18 protein-coding genes and 1 pseudogene are annotated in these 25,220 nt (G+C 37.1%); 14 read left to right on the forward strand and 5 right to left on the reverse strand.

Going from position 1 to position 25,220, the window contains the following annotated elements; all coding sequences use genetic code 11:
• From groL to C4E06_RS08730, 7 genes and pseudogenes are all read left to right on the forward strand, one after another.
• Positions 1-1,604 (forward strand): annotated as a pseudogene (gene groL / locus C4E06_RS08700) (chaperonin GroEL); the annotation flags it as partial.
• Between the two features lie 190 nt (positions 1,605-1,794).
• Positions 1,795-2,442 carry a hypothetical protein gene (locus tag C4E06_RS08705; RefSeq protein WP_107667717.1) on the forward strand — a complete coding sequence of 216 codons (648 nt, stop codon included), beginning with the start codon at positions 1,795-1,797 and terminating at the stop codon, positions 2,440-2,442.
• 265 nt (positions 2,443-2,707) lie between these two features.
• Positions 2,708-2,905 (forward strand): hypothetical protein, encoded by a 198-nt coding sequence (locus C4E06_RS08710; protein ID WP_107667718.1) that lies wholly within the window; start codon positions 2,708-2,710, stop codon positions 2,903-2,905.
• Between the two features lie 121 nt (positions 2,906-3,026).
• Positions 3,027-3,896: a hypothetical protein gene (locus C4E06_RS08715; protein WP_107667719.1), complete on the forward strand. Its 870-nt coding sequence runs from the start codon at positions 3,027-3,029 to the stop codon at positions 3,894-3,896.
• A gap of 516 nt (positions 3,897-4,412) precedes the next feature.
• On the forward strand, positions 4,413-8,345 hold the full coding sequence (locus C4E06_RS08720) for a GAF domain-containing protein (protein ID WP_107667720.1): 3,933 nt from the start codon (positions 4,413-4,415) through the stop codon (positions 8,343-8,345).
• Between the two features lie 425 nt (positions 8,346-8,770).
• Positions 8,771-9,154: a PleD family two-component system response regulator gene (locus C4E06_RS08725; protein WP_107667721.1), complete on the forward strand. Its 384-nt coding sequence runs from the start codon at positions 8,771-8,773 to the stop codon at positions 9,152-9,154.
• A gap of 33 nt (positions 9,155-9,187) precedes the next feature.
• Complete coding sequence (locus C4E06_RS08730; RefSeq protein WP_107667722.1) at positions 9,188-10,555, forward strand: diguanylate cyclase domain-containing protein; 1,368 nt, start codon at positions 9,188-9,190, stop codon at positions 10,553-10,555.
• Between the two features lie 227 nt (positions 10,556-10,782).
• Here the strand turns inward: C4E06_RS08730 and C4E06_RS08735 are convergent, their stop codons facing one another.
• The gene (locus C4E06_RS08735) at positions 10,783-12,678 is read right to left on the reverse strand and encodes an HTTM domain-containing protein (protein ID WP_107667723.1); all 1,896 of its coding nucleotides are present in this window, start codon (positions 12,676-12,678) and stop codon (positions 10,783-10,785) included.
• Positions 12,679-12,741: 63 nt separating this feature from the next.
• The gene (locus C4E06_RS08740; RefSeq protein ID WP_107667724.1) at positions 12,742-13,680 is read right to left on the reverse strand and encodes a hypothetical protein; all 939 of its coding nucleotides are present in this window, start codon (positions 13,678-13,680) and stop codon (positions 12,742-12,744) included.
• Positions 13,681-13,739: 59 nt separating this feature from the next.
• On the opposite strand from C4E06_RS08740, the gene C4E06_RS08745 reads away from it, so the two are divergent.
• The 5 genes from C4E06_RS08745 (at position 13,740) to C4E06_RS08765 (ending at position 18,513) form a co-directional block, all read left to right on the forward strand.
• On the forward strand, positions 13,740-15,569 hold the full coding sequence (locus tag C4E06_RS08745; RefSeq protein WP_107667725.1) for a dolichol-phosphate mannosyltransferase: 1,830 nt from the start codon (positions 13,740-13,742) through the stop codon (positions 15,567-15,569).
• An 89-nt stretch (positions 15,570-15,658) separates the two neighbouring features.
• The gene (locus C4E06_RS08750; RefSeq protein ID WP_107667726.1) at positions 15,659-16,114 is read left to right on the forward strand and encodes a hypothetical protein; all 456 of its coding nucleotides are present in this window, start codon (positions 15,659-15,661) and stop codon (positions 16,112-16,114) included.
• 47 nt (positions 16,115-16,161) lie between these two features.
• Complete coding sequence (locus C4E06_RS08755; RefSeq protein ID WP_107667727.1) at positions 16,162-17,280, forward strand: DegT/DnrJ/EryC1/StrS aminotransferase family protein; 1,119 nt, start codon at positions 16,162-16,164, stop codon at positions 17,278-17,280.
• A 20-nt stretch (positions 17,281-17,300) separates the two neighbouring features.
• The gene (locus C4E06_RS08760; RefSeq protein ID WP_107667728.1) at positions 17,301-17,864 is read left to right on the forward strand and encodes a Uma2 family endonuclease; all 564 of its coding nucleotides are present in this window, start codon (positions 17,301-17,303) and stop codon (positions 17,862-17,864) included.
• Between the two features lie 7 nt (positions 17,865-17,871).
• Positions 17,872-18,513, forward strand: coding sequence for a Uma2 family endonuclease (locus tag C4E06_RS08765; protein WP_107667729.1), 642 nt, complete (start codon positions 17,872-17,874; stop codon positions 18,511-18,513).
• 68 nt (positions 18,514-18,581) lie between these two features.
• Here the strand turns inward: C4E06_RS08765 and C4E06_RS08770 are convergent, their stop codons facing one another.
• A complete protein-coding gene (locus tag C4E06_RS08770) occupies positions 18,582-20,390 on the reverse strand; it encodes a sodium:solute symporter family protein (RefSeq protein ID WP_107667730.1) in 1,809 nt (602 codons plus the stop codon).
• A 49-nt stretch (positions 20,391-20,439) separates the two neighbouring features.
• On the opposite strand from C4E06_RS08770, the gene C4E06_RS08775 reads away from it, so the two are divergent.
• Both C4E06_RS08775 and C4E06_RS08780 read left to right on the forward strand, forming a co-directional pair.
• Positions 20,440-22,215, forward strand: coding sequence for a glycosyltransferase family 39 protein (locus C4E06_RS08775; protein ID WP_107667731.1), 1,776 nt, complete (start codon positions 20,440-20,442; stop codon positions 22,213-22,215).
• Between the two features lie 388 nt (positions 22,216-22,603).
• A complete protein-coding gene (locus tag C4E06_RS08780; protein WP_157951131.1) occupies positions 22,604-23,464 on the forward strand; it encodes a PEP-CTERM sorting domain-containing protein in 861 nt (286 codons plus the stop codon).
• 228 nt (positions 23,465-23,692) lie between these two features.
• Here C4E06_RS08780 and C4E06_RS08785 read toward each other — a convergent pair whose 3' ends face one another.
• Positions 23,693-24,397, reverse strand: a complete 705-nt coding sequence (locus tag C4E06_RS08785; RefSeq protein WP_107667733.1) for a hypothetical protein — start codon at positions 24,395-24,397, stop codon at positions 23,693-23,695.
• A 59-nt stretch (positions 24,398-24,456) separates the two neighbouring features.
• Positions 24,457-25,215 carry a hypothetical protein gene (locus C4E06_RS08790; protein ID WP_107667734.1) on the reverse strand — a complete coding sequence of 253 codons (759 nt, stop codon included), beginning with the start codon at positions 25,213-25,215 and terminating at the stop codon, positions 24,457-24,459.
• Positions 25,216-25,220: the final 5 nt, after the last annotated feature.

The following is a 25,220-nucleotide window of genomic DNA, read 5'->3' on the forward strand; positions in this document are numbered from 1 at the left end:
CAACGAAGATGCACGTCGCGCATTAGAAAGAGGAATGGACATCCTCGCCGAGTCTGTGGCTGTTACCCTAGGTCCTAAAGGCCGCAACGTTGTTCTAGAAAAGAAATTTGGTGCCCCGCAAATCATCAACGACGGGATCACCATTGCTAAAGAAATTGAATTAGAAGATCATATCGAAAATACTGGAGTTTCCTTGATTCGTCAAGCAGCTTCTAAAACCAACGATGTGGCTGGAGACGGAACCACCACCGCCACAGTTTTGGCCCACGCCATCGTTAAAGAAGGGTTACGCAACGTCGCCGCTGGTGCGAACCCCATCGCCCTGAAAAAAAGGCATCGATAAAGCCACTGAGTTCTTAGTGGAAAAAATTGCGGCCCACGCTAAACCCATCGAAGATTCTAAAGCGATCGCTCAAGTAGGAGCCATTTCTGCCGGAAATGACGAAGAAGTAGGTAAAATGATCGCCGAAGCCATGGACAAAGTGGGCAAAGAAGGGGTTATTTCCTTAGAAGAAGGAAAATCCATGTTCACCGAACTGGAAATTACCGAAGGGATGCGCTTTGATAAAGGGTATATTTCTCCTTATTTTGTCACCGATACTGAACGCATGGAAGCGGTATTTGAAGAACCCTGCATCCTCATCACCGACAAAAAAATTAACCTCGTTCAAGACTTAGTTCCTGTTTTAGAACAAGTTGCCCGTCAAGGTAAATCTTTAGTGATCATCGCTGAAGATATTGAAAAAGAAGCCTTAGCAACCCTAGTTGTGAACCGTTTACGGGGTGTCTTAAACGTGGCTGCCGTGAAAGCCCCTGGATTTGGCGATCGCCGTAAGCAAATGCTTGAAGATATCGCTACTTTGACCGGTGGAACTCTGGTCAGCGAAGATGCTGGTCTTAAGTTAGAAAATACCAAAATTGAAATGTTAGGATCTGCCCGTCGCATGATTCTAACCAAAGATAACACCACCATCGTCGCCGAAGGCAACGAAGAAGCGGTTAAATCCCGTTGTGACCTCATCCGTCGTCAAATTGATGATTCTGACTCTTCTTATGACAAAGAGAAGTTACAAGAGCGTTTAGCTAAGTTATCCGGTGGGGTAGCGGTTATCAAAGTCGGTGCTGCTACCGAAACCGAAATGAAGGATCGTAAACTTCGCTTAGAAGATGCCATCAACGCTACAAAAGCAGCCGTAGAAGAAGGGATCGTTCCTGGTGGTGGCACAACCCTCGCCCACCTCACACCGACGCTAGAAGAGTGGGCTACTAGCAATCTGGTGAACGAAGAGTTAACCGGTGCGTTGATTGTTGCCCGTGCGTTAACTGCTCCCTTAAAGCGCATTGCTGAAAACGCAGGTCAAAACGGTGCAGTTGTGGCCGAACGAGTTAAAGAAAAAGACTTTAACACTGGTTACGATGCTGCAAGCGGTGAGTTTACCGATATGTTAGCCGCCGGTATCGTTGACCCTGCCAAAGTAACCCGTTCTGGTTTACAAAATGCTGCTTCTATTGCAGGTATGATCTTAACCACTGAATGTATTGTGGTTGATAAGCCTGAGAAAGAAAAAGCCCCTGCTGGTGGCGGTGGAGATTTTGACTACTAATTCTCAAGTCATCTAAACTAAGTCATAAGCCCTGTCCTGATAAGGATGGGGTTTTTTCACGTAGGTTGGGTTTCGTTCCTCTACCCAACCTACGAGATCGGCGATCACACTCATAGCATCTTGATCATCATTTTAATAATTAAATTTAAAACTTTATTCAATCTTATATTTAATCATTGTAGTATACATTATGTCAGGAAGCATCAGCTTGATTGCTGGAAATAAAAGTAAAATTTTTCAAGAAACAGTTTTTTGTATAAATGAAAAACTATCTTGTTATGGGTTACCTAACTATAAACCATATTATAATTTTGAGGAAATCTCAAAGCATCAAAATATTATTTTGCCTAGTAGAGATAACTTGCCTGGTATAGATTTATATCTTTCTAAGAAAACAATACTCCATAAATTAAAAACCATTGCTATTGAATTGGAATACAATCCACAATGGACTCCTGAAAAAGAATCTTTATTTATTGGTGAGCCGATATATCCAGATTTGATCGGAGAAGTATTTGATAGAAAACAATCTCATTTTATTTTACACTTTGATTTTTGCGGATATTATGTACCTATAGATTTTGATGATATATCTGTTCCTGACTCATTTCTATGGACTATTGGATTTAGTATTAATTTTTGTAACGAGTTGAAGGAGATAGCTGATAAGTTAAAACTTGATCTTGGTAATTATACTCCTGATTTTAATATTTTATATGAAAAAAGATTCGATGAATTAGCTGATGATGTTTTGTATTATGAAAAATTCATGCTGCTTGAACTTTATAATATCGCTTTAGCAAGTATTGACTATAATTTATTAATTAGTTTTAACTAATGAAAATGGGGTCGTGATTCCCACGTAGGGATAAAGTTAACAAGGGTGCGCTGAAGTGCAAACTGAGAGAAAAACGGTGACTGGATAAGACTTTTAACCTATTTCTCCTTGAACCAATTAATCCGCGATCGCTACCAGGGAAAGAACTAGCAAGGATGAGATGAGGAACAATCTAGATAATTTTGGTGGGTCAAGTAAGATAAGATTCAATTATTGTAGTGATCTCCCCAACTATCTCCCCTGTGAGTCTAACCCCTAAACACTAATGAGCAAATCAACTTCGTCTAAACTTTCCCCTATCACCTTAGCTTTGATCCTATCTGTCCTAATCACCCTAACCACCTATATTTTAAGGGGATTAGGTATTTTAGGTTTTATTCCAGGAAGCGTTATCTTACTTTTGATGACCATCTCGATTTTCTTGGGGATTTTTTATGGGATTTCTGTCACCCGTCGTTTCTAGGATAAAAAGACCAAATCCTGATAATATAGAGTTCTTTGACAATAATATATTTATAAATGGTGAAACCGTAGTGCATAATAACATCAGTTTTGCCAATTACTTCTAGAGAACACCAGAAATTATGACTGGAAAAGTATTCGATGGTAATCCAACCCCGGCCGCCTTTTTGATCCTAATCCTTCCCCTGGCTGCAGTGATCGTCCTTCTTTACAAAGCTTGGATGTGGGTATTAGGATTTGTTGCCTTAATTATTGTCTGGAAACTGGTAGATAATTATCAATGGCAACAGTGGAGCGCAAAGATTAACCCGATTTTTAATCAATTACTCAAAGAAAACCAGGGACAAATCACTGCCATGGATTTATCCCTCAAAGCCAATTTAAGTGCAGGGAGTGCGAAACGTTTTTTAGCGAGAAAGGCTGAAGAATTTAGTGCCACGTCTAGGGAATTACCAGAACAGGGAAAGGTATATTATTTCATTACAGCTAGTACCTTGGGCAGTATCTTAGATGATAGTGAACCCATGACAGAAGAACCAGAAGAACCAGAAACCTTTGAGATGGACGAGGATGATGAGGATGATATTGATATCCCTCAAAGTACCCCCTCTGACTCCCCCTCGAGTTCGTTATCAAGTCCGTTTGCTCAGTTAGCTGCTATTAAAGAAGAACGAGAACAGCAAAATCAAGGGACTCCCGAATCTTCTGCGTCTTCACCCTCACCAACACCATCAACTCCTACTCCTCCCACTGACACCGAGAGTCAAGCTCAAGATACCTCGACTGATACCGAGAAAAAAGAGAAATTTACCCTCATTCAATCCGATTTAGCTAAACGACTCGATATAACCCCCAGTACCATTGGCCGTCGTAAAAGGGATGCTAGTTTTGCTGAATGGAGTCAGAGTAAAGATCCTGATGGTATCGCTTGGAAATATCTACGAAAGTCTAAGGTGTTTATTCCTGTTGATCCTGATAAACGTTACCTATAAAACGATGAGGTGAGGAAAAACAGCGATTTTCTTGCCCTCATCTCATATGATCCCTTAACCGTTATCTTCTAAAGTTAAGGGTTATTCGTCAAATATAAAGCTTTGTTACGAATTAAGGTAAATAGGAACAAAAGTTGATATATTAATAATTGAAGCAAGTAAAGCTTCCCTGGCAGATCAAACAGCCCAGTGAAAAGTAAAAAGTAAAACCAAGAGGTAAGTCAACGCTGTTTAAACTAACATCTGTCTCGTATCCGACAACAACACCCGATCCGAAAACGGATAATTCCTCAAATGGGTAAATAGGAAGCAAGACCACAAAGTGAGCTTAAAAGGTGGAAAGCGAGATTAAGCCGTAGTTAGGTCTCTTCAGATAGTATCAAAAAAGAGAGGAATCACACCGCAGAGTAGGACTTGGGTGTTGTTTGTTATGTAGATTTGTTATAGAAAAGAATAAATCCAGTTCTTGAGGTTAAACTATAGTTAGGATTGTATCGCCCCTCATAGGGTTTCCTTATGTCAACCCAGTTCCATAACCAACGGATTGCTCAACAACAAAGTTTAATTGGACTTATTAGAAAAATCCATGAAGTTGGAGAGCTAGAGGCAATCTGTGAATTAATCACTACCGAACTAAAGACATTATTAAAGGTAGATGGAATCCTAATTTATCAATTTGGGGGGAGATGTTGGCGAAGTATTCAGGAATCTCCACACATCCCTGGCCATCAACTCCATACCTTAGAACAAGATTATCAAGGAGACGGTCAATCTAGTCTTATCTTATCAGAAAATCTCAACGATTGTGTAGAAATTGGTAAGAAAATTACTCAACTCATGGTTCCCATCACCTTGAAACAAAAAGAATGGGGAGTATTAGTCATCGATCATCGGTCACAACCCCGTCCTTGGCAACCAGAAGAAAGTGAGTGGGTGCAGCAAGTTGCTTTTCATTTGAGTATTGCAGTCGAACATTATAAAATGTACCAACAACAACAACAGCAGGAGCAAATTCTCGATCAAGCCGTGGAAACGGCCATCGAACGACAAACCACGATCGCCAATATTATTGATAAAATTCGTCGCTCTCTCAACATTAAGACAATTCTAACCACAGCCACAGAAGAAAGTCGAAAACTGTTGAAATGCGATCGCGTGGCGGTTTATCGCTTTAATGCAGATTATAGCGGAGAATTTATCGCCGAGTCCGTAGGGGAGAGATGGAGATCGCTAATAAAAAAGCAACCGGACGACATTGATAGTGATAACAATATCAAAGACTGCACCATTAAGCTTTTAGACACTTTACAATTAAGCGATAGTTACTTACAAGAAACCCAAGCCGCCATTTTTAACCCTAAAGACTTGTTTCGAGTGTGTGATGATATTTATCAAGCGGGGTTTTCTCAGTGTTATGTACAACTTCTAGAAAGATACCAAGGAAGAGCCTATATTATTGTCGCTATTTATAAAAATAACTTCCTGTGGGGACTTTTTGCCGCTTATCAAAATGATAGTCCCCGTCGTTGGGAAACCACCGAAATTAACTTTATGGTACAAGTGGGGGTCAATTTAGGCATTGCCTTGCAACAAGGGGATCTCTTAGCCCAAACGCAACAACATGAACAACAACTACAAACCGCTTTAGAAACCGCCTTAAAACAACAAGCAGACACCTTAATTAAAATCAATGAAAAAGAGCGATCGCTAGGATTAGTCATCGATAAAATTCGTCAAACCCTCGACTTAAAGACAATCTTTCAAACGGCCGCTACAGAAGTTCAAAAACTCTTAGGGGTCGAACATATTACTATTTATCAGTTTGATTCAAAATACGGGGGAGCGTTTATTTTTGAATCTGATCCTGGGGACTTTGTTTCGTTTGCTGGAGTAACCTGGAACGACGAATATTTACAAAAAACCCAAGGGGGAAGATTTAGAGATAATGAGACCTGTCTTATTGATGATATTCAACAAGATAATCGCTTCAGTGACTGTCATCTGCGAATCTTAGAAAGTTTTGGGGTAAGATCCCTAGCCATTGTCCCTCTCTTCCAAGGAACTCAACTCTGGGGACTCTTAGCCGCTTTTGAACATAGCCATCCCCGACAGTGGCAGAGTGACGAAATTCATCTGTTGCAACGAGTTGCCCATCATATTAGTGTAGCCTTACAACAAAGCTTTCATGTTCGGCAAATTCAAGAGTATGGTGAAGAACAGGCGATGATGGTTCGCCAAGAACGGGCTTTATCGGGAGTGATTGATAAAATCCGTCGCACTTTGGATCTAGAAACTATTTTTCAAACGGCCGTCACAGAAGTGCGTCATCTGCTCAATGTTGATCGCGTGGCTATTTTTAAGTTTGATCCCGACTCAGAATTTGCCCTAGCAGAATTGATTTCAGAGGATGTGGCAACGGGCTATCCTTCAGCGTTGCAAGAACAAGTCGAAGATCATTGCTTTGCTAAGTATAGCGGCCCCTATTATCAACAAGGTCACATTTTTACCATTAATGATGTCAACAAAGCTAACTTACTCGACTGTCATCGCCAAATCTTAGAACGGTTCCACGTTCAGGCCAATATGGTCGCTCCTTTATTGATGGGAGAAGAACTTTGGGGGTTGATTTGCATTCATCAATGTTCATCTCCTCGTCAATGGAAACCCCTCGAAAAAGGCTTTACGACAAAAATAGCCACTCATCTCAGTGTGGCAATTCAACAAGCGGCCTTACTCAAAGAAAGTCAGCAACGGGCGAGGATTCTTGAAAATACCTTGAAACAAGTTCAGGTTCAAAAACAACATTTAGCTGAGGTGGCAGGACAAGAAAAAGCCCTGGCCAGGGTCATTGAGCGAATTCGCCAAACTTTGGACTTAGAATCTATTTTTGCGTCGACGACTGAAGAAGTGAGACAGATATTGAACTGCGATCGCGTGGTGGTCTATCGTTTTTGGAAAAATTGGGGGGGGGAATTTTTATACGAGTCCCTGGCACCGGAGTGGAAACCCCTGACAGGAGACAGGGCAGAACCCCCCATTTGGGAAGATACTTATCTCCAAGAAACCCAAGGGGGACGATACCGTAACCACGAGGTTTTCTCGGTAAGTGATATTGAGACAGCAGCGTTAACCCCTTGTCATCGAGAGCTTTTACAGCAGTTTCAAGTTAGGGCGTTGCTCACGGTTCCGGTGTTTGTAGGAGACAACCTTTGGGGAATTTTAGGGGTCTATGATAATCGGAAACCGCGCTCTTGGTATAAACGAGAAATCGACTTACTCAAACAGGTTGGAAACCAGTTGGGGGTGGCGGTTCATCAAAGTGAGTTACTCAGGCAAACTCAACAACAGTCAGAGGCGTTACAAACGACGTTAGCGGATCTTAATGCGATCGTTGATAACTTGGGAGATGGATTATTGGTGGTGGATATTTATGGGAAAATTACTCGCTATAATCCTAGTTTACTTTCGATGTTTAATGTTACCTCCCCGTTATTGGGAAAGCAGTTCTTAGATATCTTTCCTAATGAGTTATCTCCTTTAGTAGAACGCCAAGAATTAGATCAAAAAAAGGTGGTTACAGTAGAAATTCCCTTATCTAATAATCGTATTGGTCAGGCATTGGCCAGTAATATTATTAAAGATAAAACAGAATCAGGAGAAGAATATCTAGGGGTTGTTATTTTAATCCGAGATATTACTAAAGAACGGGAAATGGAACGGATGAAGCGTAACTTTTTATCTATGGTTTCCCACGAATTAAGAACCCCTTTAACTTCTATTGTCGGCTTTTCTTCTTTAATTCGAGATAAACTTTATGAAATGGTTTTTCCCAAAATAGAACACAAGGATAGGAAAACAGAAAAAGCCTTAGAACGGATTAAACAGAATTTAGATATTGTGGTGTTTGAAGCGGAAAGATTAACTAAATTAGTTAACGACTTTCTGGACATGACGAAAATAGAATCAGGAAAAATAACTCTAAATTTGTTCCCTGTTAAACCCAGTACGGTTTTAAATTGGGCGATCGCTTCTAATACGCCTTTATTTGAAGCATCTTCGGTGGAATTAAGAGAAGATTTTTCCGAGGATTTACCTACTATATTAGGAGATGAAGATCGCTTAATTCAAGTATTTGTTAATTTAATTTCTAACGGGTTTAAATTTACGGAAACGGGTTCGGTTACTTGTAAAGCTGAGGTAGATCACAATAATTTATTGATCTCTATTACCGACACAGGCATCGGAATTTCAGAAGATGATTATAGTAAAGTGTTTGAGCCATTTCAACAAGTGGGCAATATTTTAACGAATAAACCCAAAGGAACAGGGTTAGGTTTATCTATTTCTAAGCAAATTATTGAACAACACGGAGGAAGAATTTGGTTTACTAGCGAATTAGGAAAAGGTAGTACATTTTTTGTCAGTTTGCCCTTAGCACCAGATAATTAACAATCTAAACGGATCATAACCATTATTTAATGTTAATATAGAAGTTAACTATAAATTAACTTTATGGTTAATTTAAAAGAGATATAACGGTTCTTTAGTTTATTCTAGCAATTTTTCAAACTAATGCAAATCCTTATCAATTAACAACAACCATTTTATCACTTTAATATTGCTTAATTGATGTTGAGTTGTGTTTGACAGCTTGATGTCTATATTGACTATTTTTTTAGTCTATGGTTCAGTAGGTAGGCATAATTAAATGAATAAAACTTGTAGGGTGGGCAATGTCTCAAATCATTTCTGGTTAGGGTTTGTAAGCTTTTTCTCAGCATTGCCCACCTTACGTTTATTTATAACTACCTACATAAGTTGTCTGATTTTTTATGGTTAACTTTTAATAAAAAACCTTATTTTATAAAGAAAAAATGAAAAAAATTTTAATTGTTGATGATGAACCGAATATTATTATTTTAATGGAGCAAATTCTAGAAGAATTAGAAGATAAAGGGGTGTTACTGTTAACAGCAAAAGATGGAAAAAAAGCATTAGAAGTAATCAAAAAAGAAGAACCTGACCTGGTTTTTTTAGACGTAATGATTCCCCATATTAGTGGACTAGAAGTGTGTAAAATAGTCAAAGATAATAATCATCTTTCCCATGTTTATATTATTCTCCTGACGGCGAGGGGACAAAGTTTTGATGAGGAAAACGGTATGGAAGCTGGGGCGGATCTCTATATTACTAAACCATTTCGTCCGAAAGAAATACTCCTAAAGTCTAAGAGTATTTTAGGAATTGATGAAGTATAATGATGATATCCTCACTTTTTTCTTAACTTTACCATGATTCAGGTTAAATTAAAAAAGTTACTGAATAAACCCAAGCTTGATTCATTGTTAGATAATTTTACGCAAACATTTAACCTATCTTTTTGTATTAGTGATATTGAGGGCAATATAATTTGGGGACAGTTTAAGAATAACTATAATTATCATTATCCCATTTTGGTCAATCAGCAAATTTTAGGAAAAATTAATGGAGATACTGAGGAAATTGAGACAATTTCCCAAATGTTAAATTATATTCTAAACGAAGAATTTGAAAAAAAGTTACTGGCCGTTGACACATTAGAAAAATACGAAGAACTAAATTTTTTATCTGATATTTCTCATCAACTTTCAAGTTGTTTGAGTTTTGAAGAAATCATGGAAGTGGTGACGAAAGAAACGAATAAAGTTATCACTAATTCTCAAATTTATGTTATATTACTAGACGATAAAGGGGAGTTAAATATTTATTCATATCAGGGAAAAAAGTTACATAAAAGACAAGGAAGCATTGAAAGTATTACGGGTCATGTCTTACGTTCTGGAAAAGCAGAAATTGTTAATGACGTTCACGAAGATTCTCGATATATTCCTCAAGATACTAAAGTTAAATCTCTCATTTGTGCGCCTTTAAAAGTACAAAATAAAACCATTGGCGTAATTAAAGTGACTCATAATAACTTGATTAAATATACTAGTGAACAATTAAAATTATTGGCTTCTTTGACCTCTCAAGCTGCCATTGCCATTCAAAACACCCAACACTATAATAAACTCATAGACTATTCCCAGACCTTAGAACAAAAAGTCGAAGAAAGAACCGAAGCGTTAGAAGAAGCGAAAAAAAAGTTAGAATATTTAGCCACAGTCGATGAACTCACTCAAGTTTATAATCGGCGTTACTTTAATGAATATTTTGAGAGGGAATGGCGCAGATTAGCCAGAGAAAGAAAATTTATTTCTTTAATTTTATGTGATGTGGATTATTTTAAACGTTATAATGATTATTATTATCATCAGGCTGGGGATGAATGTTTACACGAAGTGGCCCAATGTCTCAAAAATTTAGTTAAAAGACCGGCCGATTTAGTCGCGCGGTTTGGGGGAGAAGAATTTGCAATTATTCTTTCTAGCACGAACCGCTTAGGTGCAGAAAAAGTAGCAAAACAACTCTGCCAGGCCATCGAAGGGTTAGAGATACCCCACTGTTGTTCTGAGTGTAGTTCTTATGTCACCCTAAGTTTAGGAGTTGCTATCACCATCCCTACCCCGCAAGTTTCACCTCAAAAATTAATAAAAGCTGCTGATAAAGCACTGTATCAAGCTAAAGATATGGGACGCAATTGTTTTTCTGTTTGTGAGTTTCGTCCAGAAAGTCTCTAACTGACATCTTGCACACCTTACAAAATAACTTGATGGCTAAAAAAAAGATAGTCAATGCTCAAGCAGTTAGCCTTAAAATAAGATGCTTTTGCCTGTCTTGGTGAGCGTTCCCTTGCGCCTGCCCCCCCTGCCCCCTACCCCCCTTTATAAGGGGGGCAGGGGGGGTGTGGGGGGTGTGGGGGGTGTGGGGGATGTGGGGGGTTTAATCGAAGGTGCAAGATATGAGTCTAAGAGGGTGGCCAGACTTTTTTCTTATTAATGGGTTGTTTTTCTCCAGGGGGAACGGTTCTTTCTTCCATAAAGTAAATCTCTAAACTTTGTAATTGTTCATCAGCAGAATGTTGAGTATTCCATTCTCGGATTAAATAGTCCACAAAATAAGGATAAAGTTGTTGTCCAATGGCACGATTCAGATTAATGTAATAGACTCGCCATTGAATGGTTTGATAACGTTGTCGTCTTTGTTTTAAAGTGGGTTTATCCCAAGTAATGGGATTATTTTCGTCAAGAAGATTGACCGTTTCTCCATTCTTTAAGGTTCCAATGATAACGTGCCAACCGTCGTCTAGGGGAGGTGCAGGCGCAAAAATACTCCAAGCTTGATCTAAACGGGTGAGATAACCAATAATATTAAGACGTTGAAAAGTGCGACGATTCAAAAAATTACGGGTCGATAAAATCCAATCTTTTTTATTATTATTACGATAGTCTGGATTACGAGCAACGGTTTGATCCACAAACCCTTTTAAATTCCAAATAGTTGTTAAAAATAATAAGGTTGAGACAATTACATTAAACGGTAAAGAGGATTTGACAGTTAAAGGACGAAACTTAAAAGGTTTGGTAAAATTACCGGCAACTTTTCGGTTAGAAGCAATCATTTCGTAGAACTTTGTTCCCCCCTTCATAACAGGTTTTTGGCGTAATAAAGGTTCTAAAAAAGATAAGATAGGAGAGAGACTGACAACATAAGCGATCGCTTCAAATTTATAATGACGATTCTCTTGCCAATCTACCACAACCCAAGAATTTTTTTCTAACATATCTTCATAGATAGATTCATAGCCTTGTGCTTCTAATAAAGGGGTTCTAGGTAATATTAATAAAGTCCGAATTCCATGAACCACTTTTTTACAAAAACCGCAATCTTTATCATAATAAATGGTTAAACCTTTTCTGGATTGAGTGCTTATTTTTTCCTGTGCTTTATCCCAGACTTCTGTGGGTAATAAAGCTAACCAGTTAATAATACTTAGATAACTTAAAATGCCAATGGCAAAACACAATTCAAAGCCAATATGTAAGAGAATAAAAGAAATAATAGCAACACAACGGAAGAAGCTATTTCTAAAAGGAATGAAAATTAAAAACGGACCAATCCATTCAAAAATTAACGCGCCAAAGGTTAGTATTTGTAAAATAGGAATAGGAAATCCTAATAAAAAATGACCAAATTCTGTGGCATATTGATCAAAATGAAGAGAATAATAAACTGCATCGCCATCGGGCCACCATAATTCACTTTTTGTCTTATAAGCTGCTGACCAAGTATAAATAAAGATGAGTTGTATCATAAAGGCCAGGGTGGCTGCATTCATAACCCTTTTTGGCAGTGGTTTCGGATTAGAATTTAAAGCACTATCAATAGAATAAGCACAGCCTAATGGCAAAAACATCGACCAAAAAAGCATGGCTCTTAAAACGTCATCCCCTGCAAAAATTAAAGCAGGATTCCGATTTTGTAGAGATATATTTAACGCCCAAACCGCAATCACAGCCAGTCTAGTACGATATCCAACTAATAATAATAAACAAAGAACAAAAGCAATTAAAAATAGAAAAAATTGAAATAATAAACTACCATTCAGTAAATTAAATGACCAATACCAAGGATGCAGTAAAGAATTACCAGCGGATTTAAAGGCGATAAAAGAAGCAAATAGATTAGGGTGTAATGCTTCTCTGGGTAATACCCCTTGATCGGTATAATGGGCAGACACTGATCTAAACCGACTGAATAAATCAGCCATGACCACTAAGGCTAAACCTATCCTAAAAACGGCAAGCGATCGCAAATCTAAGCCAAAAATATTTGTTAATTTTGATAGCTTTTCTTGATTCATATGGGTTATTAACTATTGTTATAAAGGAATCATTTCAAAATATTTTTTTTATAGACTAACTGTTCACTGTTCACTGGTCACTGTATTAATAACTGGTTTTAATTGTTCGGCTAATTGTTCGGATCTCAGTTTTCTTCCTTCAACAACAAGGTGATGATGGGTATCAGCAAAGAGACTAGAATCAGTTTTTAAATTGTAATCATTTTTATCATAAACAATGGGAGCAATTTTGCTTAATTTTTCCGTTATATCCTCCATATTTGATAACGTTTTTTCATCTTTACTAGCATAAACCCAAGGCAAAGATAAAATTAAAGTAGCCCCTTTGGCCTCAACTTCTTGACGAAACTGTTTAATACGTTTAATAGCATGGGGAGAAATAGATTTATTAATTTTCCATTGCCACCATTTTCCTTGACGATATTTAACCGTAGTGGGATCACCTCTTTCGGTTAATGGGTCAGAGTAGTAACCCGTAAAACGACCTTTTTCCACTAAGTCAACAGCCGATTTTGTTATCGGCCTCAAACTCGGAACTCCCTGCATCCAGATAGTTTCAACTAACTGCTGAAAAGGAACCCCACCCAGTCCCGGTCTTCCGATGGCAACCCCAAAAGGGGCTGAACGTTCCAATAAGCCATCTTGATCGAGTAAAATGAGGTCTTCAGGGATTAATAAGACGATATCTGCTGGACGCACCGCTTTGAGAATACTGGGTAAAATGACATTTAAACCTACTGGACCATCTAATCCCATGTTTAGCACAGGCATACCTAGTTTTTCTTCTAAGACTTTAGAGTTCAGGGAATGATGGGCTCCAGACCCCCCTAAAATGATTAACCGAGGAGAGTCTTTAACATCTGCTGCGAGGGATATTTTCTCAAAATACATCCCCCGTAAAAAGCTTAATTCACCGCCATAATAGACATTATAGACAAAGCCCAATGACCAAGCTGCCGTTGCTGCGATCGCCCAAGGAGCTAATTTCAAAAGTTTCTGCATAATCCCTTAACATGGTATAACATTGTCTCAGTTTAGCTAATAAAAGCCATTTAATAAAAATGATTAGATATAGATTATCTTGGTTTATTATAGGTGCTGGTGTCCTTTTTTCATTGTTTTTACTGGGGCAAGTTCCGGAAGGGGTTTATTTTAGTGGAGACGGTGGTCTTAAAGCTTTATTAGCACAACAATTAAGTGAGGGAATTTTTCGCATTGATTTAGTTAAGCCTGATTTTGAGTGGGTTCGTCAACTCTGGAAAGATGGATTATACCCCTATGAAGAACCCTTTGTTTACTATTTGAATGACCGTTATTATATTACCTTTCCTTATCCTTTTTCTTTAATTACCGCTCCTTTTTATACCCTATTAGGGGAACGGGGTTTGTATGTCATTCCTTTGGTTTCTACTTGGTTAATTTGGATTAGTTTTAATCTTTATTGTCGTTATTTAAAATTAAGTTCGTTTCAGCAAGTTTTATCGGTTTTTCTCTTAGTTTTTGCTTCTAATTTAACTCTCTATAGTGGGATGTACTGGGAACATACACTGGCGGTTCTTTTTTGTTTCATTGGGATGATTATCTTATTAGTCCCACGAGAGTCCGTGACGCTCAAAGAAGCAATTTTAAGTGGTTTTTTTGTGGGTTTATCGGCTTGGATACGTTCCGAATTTTTAGCGATGGTTGCCACCTTAACTTTTTTGGTAGGAATCATGACCATTCTACGATTATCATCTAACTTTCGATCAGAAAAAAGCTTTAACCTGGTTAAAAAGTTGAAATTAGATCAACTCTTATATTTGGGGGATAAGGGATGGATTTTTATTTTAACAATGTATGGTACCGTTGGCTTATTTTTTATTAGTAATAAGTTGATTTATGGTCATTTTTTAGGGATTCATGCTCTACAAATTGTTGAAGAATTTTCTATAACAAGACGGTTAACTGAAGCTTGGGAGAGTTTTCTTGAGATTATCGTAACCTTTTTTGAGTATTTTCCTGTTGCTTGTTTTTCTTTACTTTACCTCTTGTTATTTCTAATTATCAAAAGCTTTCAGCAGAAAACACCAAGAATTATTTTTCTAGCTTTAATTATCTTTTCTTTGATCACCAGTATTTACTGGGTTAATACTCATGGCTTAGCAGAAATAAAGCTATTTGTTAAAACCTATGGAATTTTAGTTATTTTATCAGCTATTTGGTTAATTTTAAGTAGAAAAGAAGACATTAATATTAATCAAAAAATGGCTTTTGTTTATGTGATGAGCTTATTGTTTACCGCAGGAGTCGCTTTATTAGTTGATTCGGGTTCCGATGAAATTGCCGTAGGAGGGAAACAATGGGGACAAAGATATTTATTGATTTTGCTTCCTTTCTTTTCAATTATGATTGTTCAACAATTAAAATTTTTTCTAGATAACTCAAAATCTTTACTTAAATATTATACCATTTTCTTATTTTCCATATTCTTGATTCTTGGGGTATATAAGAATATGTATTTGGGAACTGTCTTTTTCCAGAAAACTCATAGAGGAGTCACTCCGGCCATTGAATTTTTAGCCAATGATTCTCGTCAAGTGGTGGTGGTTTCCCATCAATATGCAGCCCAGTTATTAGAATCGCCTTTAAGAAAAGATAAACTATTTTTCCGTGTGGATCAACCCGATAATTTAGTTAAACTAGGTCAAACTTTAATTAACAATAACCAATCAGAGTTTATCTATGTTTGTTATCCTTACCGTAAGTGTGAAATTCCTGATTTGACCTCTAAAGAATTTATAACGCAAAATGATGAAAACTCTACTTTTCAAGTTATTTTTAATTCTTTAGGAGATCAAGGAAAATATACCATGTATGAAGGAAAACTGATCTCTAAAAATTCAGTTAACTAAAATAAAGTTTATGTTTGAATTCGACATTAACCAAACAAGCTGATACAATTTAAAATGAAGCCGAGTTTTTCCCTATTAAACTTAATATCATGATTCAACAAACCAATACTCAAACCATGATCGAAGAAATTACTTATAATGGTCAAGTATTAGCCATTATTCTTCCTTGTGAGTTTCGTCAACCTGGAATTCATTTTTTCACCCCTGATAGTTTCTCTCAGCAACTTGCTTATATGAGACATCCGGAAGGGAAAATTATTAAACCACACATTCATAAACAAGTTCGTCGGGAAGTCTTTTATACCCAAGAAGTCTTATTAATAAAAAAGGGTAAACTTCGGGTTGATTTTTATAACGATGACCGAGATTATTTAGAAAGTCGGATTTTACAAGCAGGGGATGTTATTCTATTAATTAAAGGGGGTCATGGATTTGAAGTATTAGAAGAATTAGAAATGATAGAAGTTAAACAAGGTCCTTATGTGGGAGATAATGATAAAGTTCGTTTTTCAGGTATTGATGGAAGTCAAGCGGATGTAAAATAAAAAGTGAAATGATATCAATAACAATTCCTGTTTAAAATGTAATTATTATGGCTGACTTTATCCCTGTTAATGAACCGCTACTCGATGGTAATGAGAAACAATATTTAAGCGAATGTATTGATACGGGTTGGATTTCTTCAGAAGGGCCTTTTGTCAAAAAGTTTGAAGCAGAATTTGCTCAAACCGTCGGCAGAAAACACGCGATTAGTGTCTGTAATGGTTCCGTTGCGTTAGATGCGGCTGTGGTTGCCTTAGGTATCCAAGCAGGAGATGAGGTCATCTTACCTACTTTTACCATCATATCCTGTGGTGCCGCCATTGTCAGGGTGGGGGGAATTCCAGTGGTAGTAGACTGTGACCCCGTCACCTGGAATATGGATGTCAGTCAAATAGAAGCTAAAATTACCCCCAAAACAAAAGCCATTATGGTGGTACATATTTATGGTCTACCTGTAGATATGAAACCTGTATTAGAAATTGCGGATAAATATGGCTTAAAAATTATCGAAGATGCAGCAGAAATGCACGGGCAAACTTATCGGGGTCAACCTTGTGGTAGTTTTGGGGATATTAGTACCTTTAGCTTTTATCCTAACAAGCACGTTACCACAGGGGAAGGGGGAATGATTGTCACCGATGATGACAGTTTAGCAGAAAAATGTCGCTCTTTACGAAACCTTTGTTTTCAACCAAAAAGACGGTTTATTCATGAAGAATTAGGCTGGAATTTACGCTTTACAAACCTACAAGCTGCTGTCGGTTTAGCCCAATTAGAAAGGTTATCAGAATTTGTGCAACGAAAGCGCAAAATGGGTGCTATTTATACTGAACTTTTATCAGATATTCCTCAATTAGAATTACCCTTAGTTAAAACCGATTATGCAGCGAATATTTATTGGGTTTATGGGATAGTTATCAAAGATGAAGTTCCCTTTGATGCAGCAGAAGCAATGGAACGGTTACGGGAGGAAAAAATAGGAACCCGTCCCTTTTTCTGGGGAATGCACGAACAACCCGTATTCCATAAAATGGGATTATTAAAAGAGGTTTCTTGTCCAGTTTCAGAAAGGTTATCCCGTCGGGGGTTTTATATTCCCAGTGGGTTAGCATTAACAGAAGATCAAATGAAACAAGTGGTAATCGCTGTTAAAGAAGTGTTTAGTTAAAGTTAATTGTAATAATAATTATGGTACAAATATCCTCTAAACATTTGACCTTAGCGGAGTTTTTACAACTACCAGAAACGAAACCAGCAAAAGAATATATTGATGGTCAAATTATTGATAAACCTATGGCACAAGGGAAACACAGTGCCATTCAGGGAGAATTTATAATTACGTTTAATTCTATCATGAAACCGAAACGTATTGCCCGTGCTTTTCCTGAATTACGGTGTACTTTTGGCGATCGTTCAATTGTTCCTGATATTGTAGTGTTTACGTGGGATCATATTCTCCGTGATAAAAATGGAGAAATTGCTAACTTATTTACTATTGCACCAGATTGGACAATTGAGATTTTATCACCGGATCAAAGTCAAACCAAAGTAACTAAAAATATTTTATATTGTCTCAAGTATGGCACACAAATGGGTTGGTTAATTGATCCTCATGAAAAAACTGTATTTATTTATCGTCCTAAACAAGAAACAGCAGTATTTGATCAGCTAGATTTAATCCTTCCTGTACCATCTTTTGCTAAAAAAATAAATCTTACTGTTAAAGATATATTTGATTGGTTATTAGAATAAAAAAATCATGTTATTAACCTTAAAACAATTACAAATACCTCCTGGCGATCGCTTAATATTAACGGCTTTAAAATGGCAAGATTATGAGCAAATTTTAGAAGAATTGGGAGAACATCGATCCCTTCGTTTATCTTATAGTCAGGGGACTTTAGAAATTATGACCCCTTTATTTATCCATGAAAATACTAAGGTTTTAATAGGGGATTTAGTTAAGATTCTTTTAGATGAATTAAACCTAGATTATGAAGCAGCAGGATCAACAACTTTCAAAAGTCAAACAATGGATCAAGGGGTTGAACCCGATGAGTCTTTTTATATTGATAATTGTACTAAAATTCGAGGCAAACAAAGGATTAATTTAGATCACGATCCCCCTCCAGATTTGGCCATTGAAATTGATATAACAAATCGTACTCTATTTAATAATTATGAAGTTTTAGGAGTACCTGAATTATGGCGATATAATGGAGAAAAATTAGAGATTAACATCTTACGTAATGGTCGATATATTATTATCGATAAAAGTGAAATATTTCCACGATTTAATCTTATTGAGACAATTCCAGAAACTTTAAAATCAGCACAAATAATAGGCAGTGCAAAAGCTTTAAAGCAGTTTAGACAATGGGTAAAGCAAACAATAACATAAGTTGTCTTGAGATTTTAGGTGGTAACATAGCTTGAAGTAATATTATTGATTATATCTGAATCTTTAAGTTAAACTGGTTTTTTGTTCAATTTACGTAACCAAAATCCTCCCATGACTGCAATGGTTAATGATACAAAACCAGTAATAGATTGTAGTAGTAAAAAGCCACCAATAGCGAACATACTACCAAACATAACTAAAATGGCTGCGACGACTTTTAGCAGATCATTTTTCAAATTCTGTGCCGGTTGTAAACCTGTTTTATATTGTTGACGTTGCCAACCTATGCCCCCAGGACGAACTTTTATGTAAAAATTTAAGAGGGTTTCTTCGTCTTCAGGAGGGGTTAAATACATAACCGTTACCCATACCACTGCTGTCAGAACAGAAATGGCTAATAATCGGAAACCAAAGTCAGGGAAAATGTTATTAATGTCAGGATTAACGGTTGTGATTAATCCAATGAAAAACCCTGTAACCATTGCCGATAACTCTGCTGCTGCGTTAATTCGCCACCAAAACCAGCGTAAAATTAAAACCAGTCCGGGTCCGGTTCCAATGGCAATCACTAACCGAAATACCGTACGAACATCCGTGGCATAAAATGCAGCAATTGACCCTAAAACCGTCACTAAAACCGATGCTAGTCTAACCGCATTCGTTAACTCTTGATCCGACGCTTCAGGACGAAGAAAACGACGATATAAATCATTGGTTAAATAGGAAGCCCCCCAATTAATTGAGGTAGAAATGGTACTCATAAAAGCAGCAATTAAAGACGCTACCACTAACCCTAAAACCACCGAAGGTAAATAAGTTAACATCAGAGTAGGATAAGCCAGTTCAGCATCTTCTAAATTGGGTAATAAAACCATCGCTGCTAAAGCCGTAACAATCCACGGCCAAGTTCTCACAATGTAGTTCAGAATATTAAAAAACCAAGTGGCTTTTTCTGCTTCTTTTTTCGCTGCTTCTTCTGTTTCACCTTTAACTGCTAACAATCTTTGCACAAATTCTCCACCCCCATCGCTGCGACGAAAGGACCACCATTGCACAAATAGATAAGCTGAAAATGTGGTCGCTGTAATCCCAGCAGCATCATTCCAAGTAAAACCGAAACCCCCATTATTAGTAATAGGAATAAACGATAAAACATCAAAATCAGTGATTTTTTGAACATTGGGGATTAATTGGTGCATTCCGCCAGCATCATTCACCGCAATAATGGCCACTAACGTCGCCCCAAATAATCCTAAGAAAAATTGAAAGAAGTCTGTGACCACCACACCCCAAAGTCCTGAAACCCCAGTATAAATGAGGACAAACAAACTTAAAGCAATCACAGTCCACAGTTTAGTGGCTTCTCCAGGAGAGAACCCTAAACTTTGCCATAAATTTAACGCATCCACCACCTTAACCATAGCCAACATGGCGTAACCAATGCCAATACAATTGATAGGAACCGCGAATAAAAAGGCTTTGATTCCCCGTAAAACCGCTGCTGTAGGCCCACTGTAACGCAATTCTGTTAATTCAGCGTCGGTGACCATTTCCGACCGCCTCCACAGCCCTGCAAAGACATAAATAAGAACAATGTGGGCAATGCCAAAACTCCACCATTCCCAGTTTCCTGCAATGCCTCTAGATGCCACCACACCGCAAATATACAATGGGGTATCAATCGAAAAGGTGGTGGCGGCCATACTGGTCCCAGCTAACCACCAAGGGAGGTTTCTACCGGCCAGGAGGTTATTCACCAGACTTTTCGGTTCATCGTCTTCATCATAAGTGTCCGTTTCTCGATGAGACAACAATAAGCCTAAGGCCATGGTTCCAAAGAGATAAATTAAGATAATAATCCAATCTATAAGCTGCATCGTTTAAATTTAGGTTATTTTATTTAAAGTTTGGTTGTGAGGATTTTCTGTGTTAAAGTTTCAATCGTCTTCTAAACAGTGGATAAATCAGTTACCCCAAGTCAATGATTGGGTTTTGTTAAGTGTATGGGTAATTATTGGTGGTCTTCTCCGCTTTGCAAATTTGGACGCTAAACCCCCTTGGACTGATGAATTTGCCACAATGGTGTTTAGTTTAGGAAATGATTTTCGCTCAGTTCCTCTGAATCAGGTTATTTCATTGGATACTCTTTTGCAACCGCTTCGTGTTAATGAGGACGCAGGAATTAGTGATGTTGTTTCTTTATTGTTACAAGAAGATAATCACCCTCCTGTGTATTTTGTTTTAGTTCATTTATGGGTCAAATTATTTGGAAGTGTTGGAGAATATGTCGATGTGGGAGTTATGCGATCGCTTCCTGCTTTGTTTGGCATTTTATCGATTCCTGGGGTCTATTTTTTGGGAAAAATGGCCTTTCAATCTCGGTTGGTGGGTCAAATTAGTGCAGCGTTAATGGCGGTTTCTCCCTTTGGTATTTTTTTAGCACAAGAAGCCCGTCATTATACCTTAGCTATTTTATTTGTTATGGCTTCTTTACTCTGTTTAATTATTGCCCTCAGACATCTTTATGAACAATCGATTATTCCTTTATGGTTGGTATTAAGCTGGATTTTAATTAATAGTTTGGGTCTTTCGGTTCATTATTTTTTTGTTTTAACATTGATGGCAGAAGCGATCACTTTAGCGATTTTAATTTATGCTAAATTTAAAAACAATTTTTCCCAGTTAAGTCAACGAAATTTAATCCGTGTTTTAGCCGTTATTTTAGGAACAACTACCACAGGGTTAGTGTGGATATTTTTAGTCATTCCTCAAGGGTACGGTAATAATATGATCACTTGGATTCATCCTTTGAGTCATATTTTATATGCCATTAGTCCCCCTTTCCAATTGTTAGCGGTTTGGGTTCCTATGTTATCATTATTACCGGTTGAATCTGATTTTATTCCTATTGTTATTCTTTCTGGGTTACTTTTACTGCTATTTTTTATCTGGCTAATTCCTTATAGTATTAGAGGTATAAAAAAAGGATTAAAGTTGAATCAATTTCGTCTCTCTTTGTTAACTTTAATGACATTTATAAGTGGGGTTATTGCTTTATTTCTTATCATTACTTATGGGGTTGGCGTAGACTTAACTCGTGCTGCTCGTTATAGTTTTACTTACTTTCCTGCGGTGATAGTTTTAGTGGGAGCGAGTTTAGGAATTTTATGGCATGAAATCAAACAAGAAAATGAAAAATTGCAAGCAAAACAAACAATTAATCCCTTAATTTTACTGAGTCAATTATATGATAAATTAAATTGTAACGGTAAATTAGCCTTTTACGCTGTCTGGTTGATGGGGTTTTTAGGTGCAGTTACTGTTATCATTAATTTAGGATATCAAAAATATTATCGTCCTGAACAATTAATATCAGTGATTAAAGAAAATTCATCAGAACAGGTTCTTATTGTTACTACTCATAAAAGTTTGGTTCAAGTAGGAGAAATGATGGGGATAGCATTAGAATTAAATAGGAATAATGAATTAGACAATCCTGATTTTTTATTGATTAATCAAACAAAAAATAATGATCCGCAATCAACCATTAATCTCGAAGAAACAGTTAAAAACTCACCTAAACCCTTAGAAGTTTGGGCAGTCAATTTTAATGCAGAAGTTAAATTAAATGATTGTAATGTTGATACAAAAAAATATCCCTATATTGATGGCTATGGATATAAAAGATACATTTGTCATTGATCAAGCTGTCGGATGGAAGATGATACCTCCCTGGGGGGATTTCAAAGGTGCAAGATATGAGCCTCCCACTAGCAGCGATCGCTACTAGCAATAGATAGGAAGAAACACTTATTTTGCAATGTGTTTCTTAAGAGTATAAGGATTACTGGTTGTTTACTTTTCTTAAAACAGTTGATTCTATTTATGTCCGACTAATTAAATATCTTGAGAGGTTAAAAACTTAGACATAATTGGACATTAGTTTTAATCAAAAACTTGGACATAATTGGACATTTTTTCAGAAATATTAAAAAAATATAAAGTTAATTAGTTTTACTGAAAACTTGTATTAAAACCAAGAAAACAATTCAAAAAAATTACCATTATGAAAACAATACCTATTAACAAAATGACCGCTGGAGTCATCGGACTCTTAACTGCCACCAGTTTAGGAATAGTTCAAGAAGCGCAAGCGGGGACAATAACAGCATCCTCTGATCTTGCCTTTGAGGATGTCGAGCTTACCTTAAATGGCAATACCATTGTGCCTCTATTTATCAATACAGTACAAGGCTCGTCTGGTGTTAACCTAGATGGAAACAGTAATGATGATAATTTTTTTGTACCTAATCGTAGTTGTGGAGAAACACCCATATCCGGTGTAGCTTCTGCAATTGTGCCCAATGGTTCAGCCAATGGAGGAGCTACCATTGATTGTTTAAATGGTTCAGTAACAGACGCATCTAATTTTGCGAATCTCTCTATCACTGGTAATCAAGGTGATGCCTCAGCTTTCGGTGAGTACACAATTTTTACTAATGATTTCGAAGTTAATGCCGGGGATTTTCTTGACCTAGAAGGTCTGTTCACCGCAACAGTTGCAGCAAGTATCGACGGATGGAGACCAGACGATCTAAAAAGTGTCAATGCTAATTATACCGCCACCTACAGTGTTTTTCTTGACGACATTGAAGTTTTTACTGCACCAACGCTTTTTGATGGAGTCAGTCTAACTAATGAAAATCGTTCTATAAACCGAACAAATTTCATTAACGGGGCTCAACTACCAATACCCCTAGATATTGGTACACTTGCAGACTATGAGTTTCTAAATAGTGGTAGCGCAAGAATTGAGTTCTTTGCTCGTGAACAAGTGAGTGCTAGAATTGAGCGAGAATCTGTTCCCGAACCCTCTGCTTTAATTGGTTTAAGTGCTATCGGTATCGGTGCATTAGTGTCTCGTAAGAAGAAAAATAATGCCAATAACTAAGGAATAATCATGATAAATAAAATTTTATCCCACTTTATTTCAAAGTGGGTTTTTGTTTTTTTGGTTGTAGCCCAATACTAAAGGGGGTTGGTTGGCTTGTCTCTTGCCTCAAAGAAGTAACTTCTCACAGGTACGGAAACTGCTATATATTGCTACCTAAACCCCCACTGAACAAGGATATTTAATTCATGGTATTCATTTTCGCTTTCGCTAACCGAACACAATCTTCTAAAATGTCCCATAAGCTTCTAATGCTTTCTGACCAGCATTGACTAAAGACATTACCGCATCAGGATTGTGTTCTAAAAACTTATTCATTTGTTTGTTATTAAAGTGGGTATGAGAAACGTCAAGCGCAACGTGTTCTTCTAAAAAACTCAATCCTTGTAAAATATCAGACCCTAAAACACGGACAAATTGTTTTAACAGATCAGGAACCACAGTAACCGATAATCTTTCAATCTCTAATTCAATGGCTAATTGACCAAAGGGTGCATCACTAGCAATCACATCTTCATGTAGTTTGATGTAATTTTGCACTCCTGGTGTGATAGGTTGTGCTAATATTTCCTGGGCATCTAACTGAAACGAGTGTTTTTCATTCCATTTTTTAACCAAGTGTTGAGTATCATTGATCATCATTTCATGATGTCCCGCTTCATGGGTTGCGTGTACACAAAGTGAAGCACCAAGATCAATAAATCCAATTTGTTTACATCTTTCCCCTGCTCGACGAATCCAACTATCAACTGGCTCTGTCATGGAAACACCTAAAGCATTATAGTAGATAAGAAAAAGCTCAATAAAAACTGGATCAGCATCAGGATCAAGAAGTTCTAAAAGTGCTGGACGCTGAATAAAGGCATCACGAGCTTTGCTAACTTCAAACTCATAAATTTCTTGGGGGGATGTGACTGTAGATAGGGTAGGCATACTAATTAAACTCCGTTATGTAATGATCAGTTTTTCAAAGGTGGAATTCTATCAAAGGATCAAGCACACTGACTTTGATGATAGAATTGGTTGTAAAAAGTAGAAAAAGGAAGGGAATCTGATTGGAATCGGGATAAAAATTTCCAACGAATACCCATTAAAGAAAGGTAGGGTGAAAACAAACTGAAAGCATTAATGTTTTCAGAATCTTTTAAATCTAAGTAATAAATTTTGGGTAATTCTGAAGAATTCCAATAATTATCATTTGGTACTTCTTTTTGTGGCTTCATCACAAATTCATTGGGGAAAAAACCTAAGCGAAGTCGTTTGGTTAAAATTCGATTTAACGCTTTACGTTGTACAGTTACCCAAAAATCAATCCCTAATATCTGACATATTGTGTAGGTTCCAAAGAAGAGAATCATTAATATGAATTGTCTAGCTTCGATGGGAAGAGTTTGAGATACTGATAATCCAGATAATTCAGCAACTCTATCATAAGACCCAGAAAAATAACTATCCCAATGGTCTGATTTGAAAAAAACTTCACTTTTCAAATGCTTATTAGGCCGCCTTATTTCAATATTGAAATTGCCGATGACTCTATCTTCAGAAACTACTACAACCGCATAATCGTTACCATCAACTAAATTCTCAGTATTCCAAACTTGACGATAAACATTTTCAGCTAAAATTCTGCCTTTTTGATAAAAAACATCATTTTTGTCAACTAAATGAACTTCTATGGGAGAAGAAAATATATGATTGACAGTAGAATTGTCTAGGAGAACAACAGGGGACGGTATCGTAGGTGGCATGGTTA

Origin of the sequence: Cyanothece sp. BG0011 (assembly GCF_003013815.1) — a bacterium.
Taxonomy (GTDB): domain Bacteria; phylum Cyanobacteriota; class Cyanobacteriia; order Cyanobacteriales; family Microcystaceae; genus Crocosphaera.

Bases quoted from the DNA above. Each gene is read 5' to 3' on its own strand.
- C4E06_RS08705 (WP_107667717.1), top strand. From the start codon at position 1,795: ATGTCAGGAAGCATCAGCTTGATTGCTGGAAATAAAAGTAAAATTTTT.
- C4E06_RS08710 (WP_107667718.1), top strand. From the start codon at position 2,708: ATGAGCAAATCAACTTCGTCTAAACTTTCCCCTATCACCTTAGCTTTG.
- C4E06_RS08715 (WP_107667719.1), top strand. From the start codon at position 3,027: ATGACTGGAAAAGTATTCGATGGTAATCCAACCCCGGCCGCCTTTTTG.
- C4E06_RS08720 (WP_107667720.1), top strand. From the start codon at position 4,413: ATGTCAACCCAGTTCCATAACCAACGGATTGCTCAACAACAAAGTTTA.
- C4E06_RS08725 (WP_107667721.1), top strand. From the start codon at position 8,771: ATGAAAAAAATTTTAATTGTTGATGATGAACCGAATATTATTATTTTA.
- C4E06_RS08730 (WP_107667722.1), top strand. From the start codon at position 9,188: ATGATTCAGGTTAAATTAAAAAAGTTACTGAATAAACCCAAGCTTGAT.
- C4E06_RS08735 (WP_107667723.1), bottom strand. From the start codon at position 12,678: ATGAATCAAGAAAAGCTATCAAAATTAACAAATATTTTTGGCTTAGAT.
- C4E06_RS08740 (WP_107667724.1), bottom strand. From the start codon at position 13,680: ATGCAGAAACTTTTGAAATTAGCTCCTTGGGCGATCGCAGCAACGGCA.
- C4E06_RS08745 (WP_107667725.1), top strand. From the start codon at position 13,740: ATGATTAGATATAGATTATCTTGGTTTATTATAGGTGCTGGTGTCCTT.
- C4E06_RS08750 (WP_107667726.1), top strand. From the start codon at position 15,659: ATGATTCAACAAACCAATACTCAAACCATGATCGAAGAAATTACTTAT.
- C4E06_RS08755 (WP_107667727.1), top strand. From the start codon at position 16,162: ATGGCTGACTTTATCCCTGTTAATGAACCGCTACTCGATGGTAATGAG.
- C4E06_RS08760 (WP_107667728.1), top strand. From the start codon at position 17,301: ATGGTACAAATATCCTCTAAACATTTGACCTTAGCGGAGTTTTTACAA.
- C4E06_RS08765 (WP_107667729.1), top strand. From the start codon at position 17,872: ATGTTATTAACCTTAAAACAATTACAAATACCTCCTGGCGATCGCTTA.
- C4E06_RS08770 (WP_107667730.1), bottom strand. From the start codon at position 20,390: ATGCAGCTTATAGATTGGATTATTATCTTAATTTATCTCTTTGGAACC.
- C4E06_RS08780 (WP_157951131.1), top strand. From the start codon at position 22,604: ATGACCGCTGGAGTCATCGGACTCTTAACTGCCACCAGTTTAGGAATA.
- C4E06_RS08785 (WP_107667733.1), bottom strand. From the start codon at position 24,397: ATGCCTACCCTATCTACAGTCACATCCCCCCAAGAAATTTATGAGTTT.
- C4E06_RS08790 (WP_107667734.1), bottom strand. From the start codon at position 25,215: ATGCCACCTACGATACCGTCCCCTGTTGTTCTCCTAGACAATTCTACT.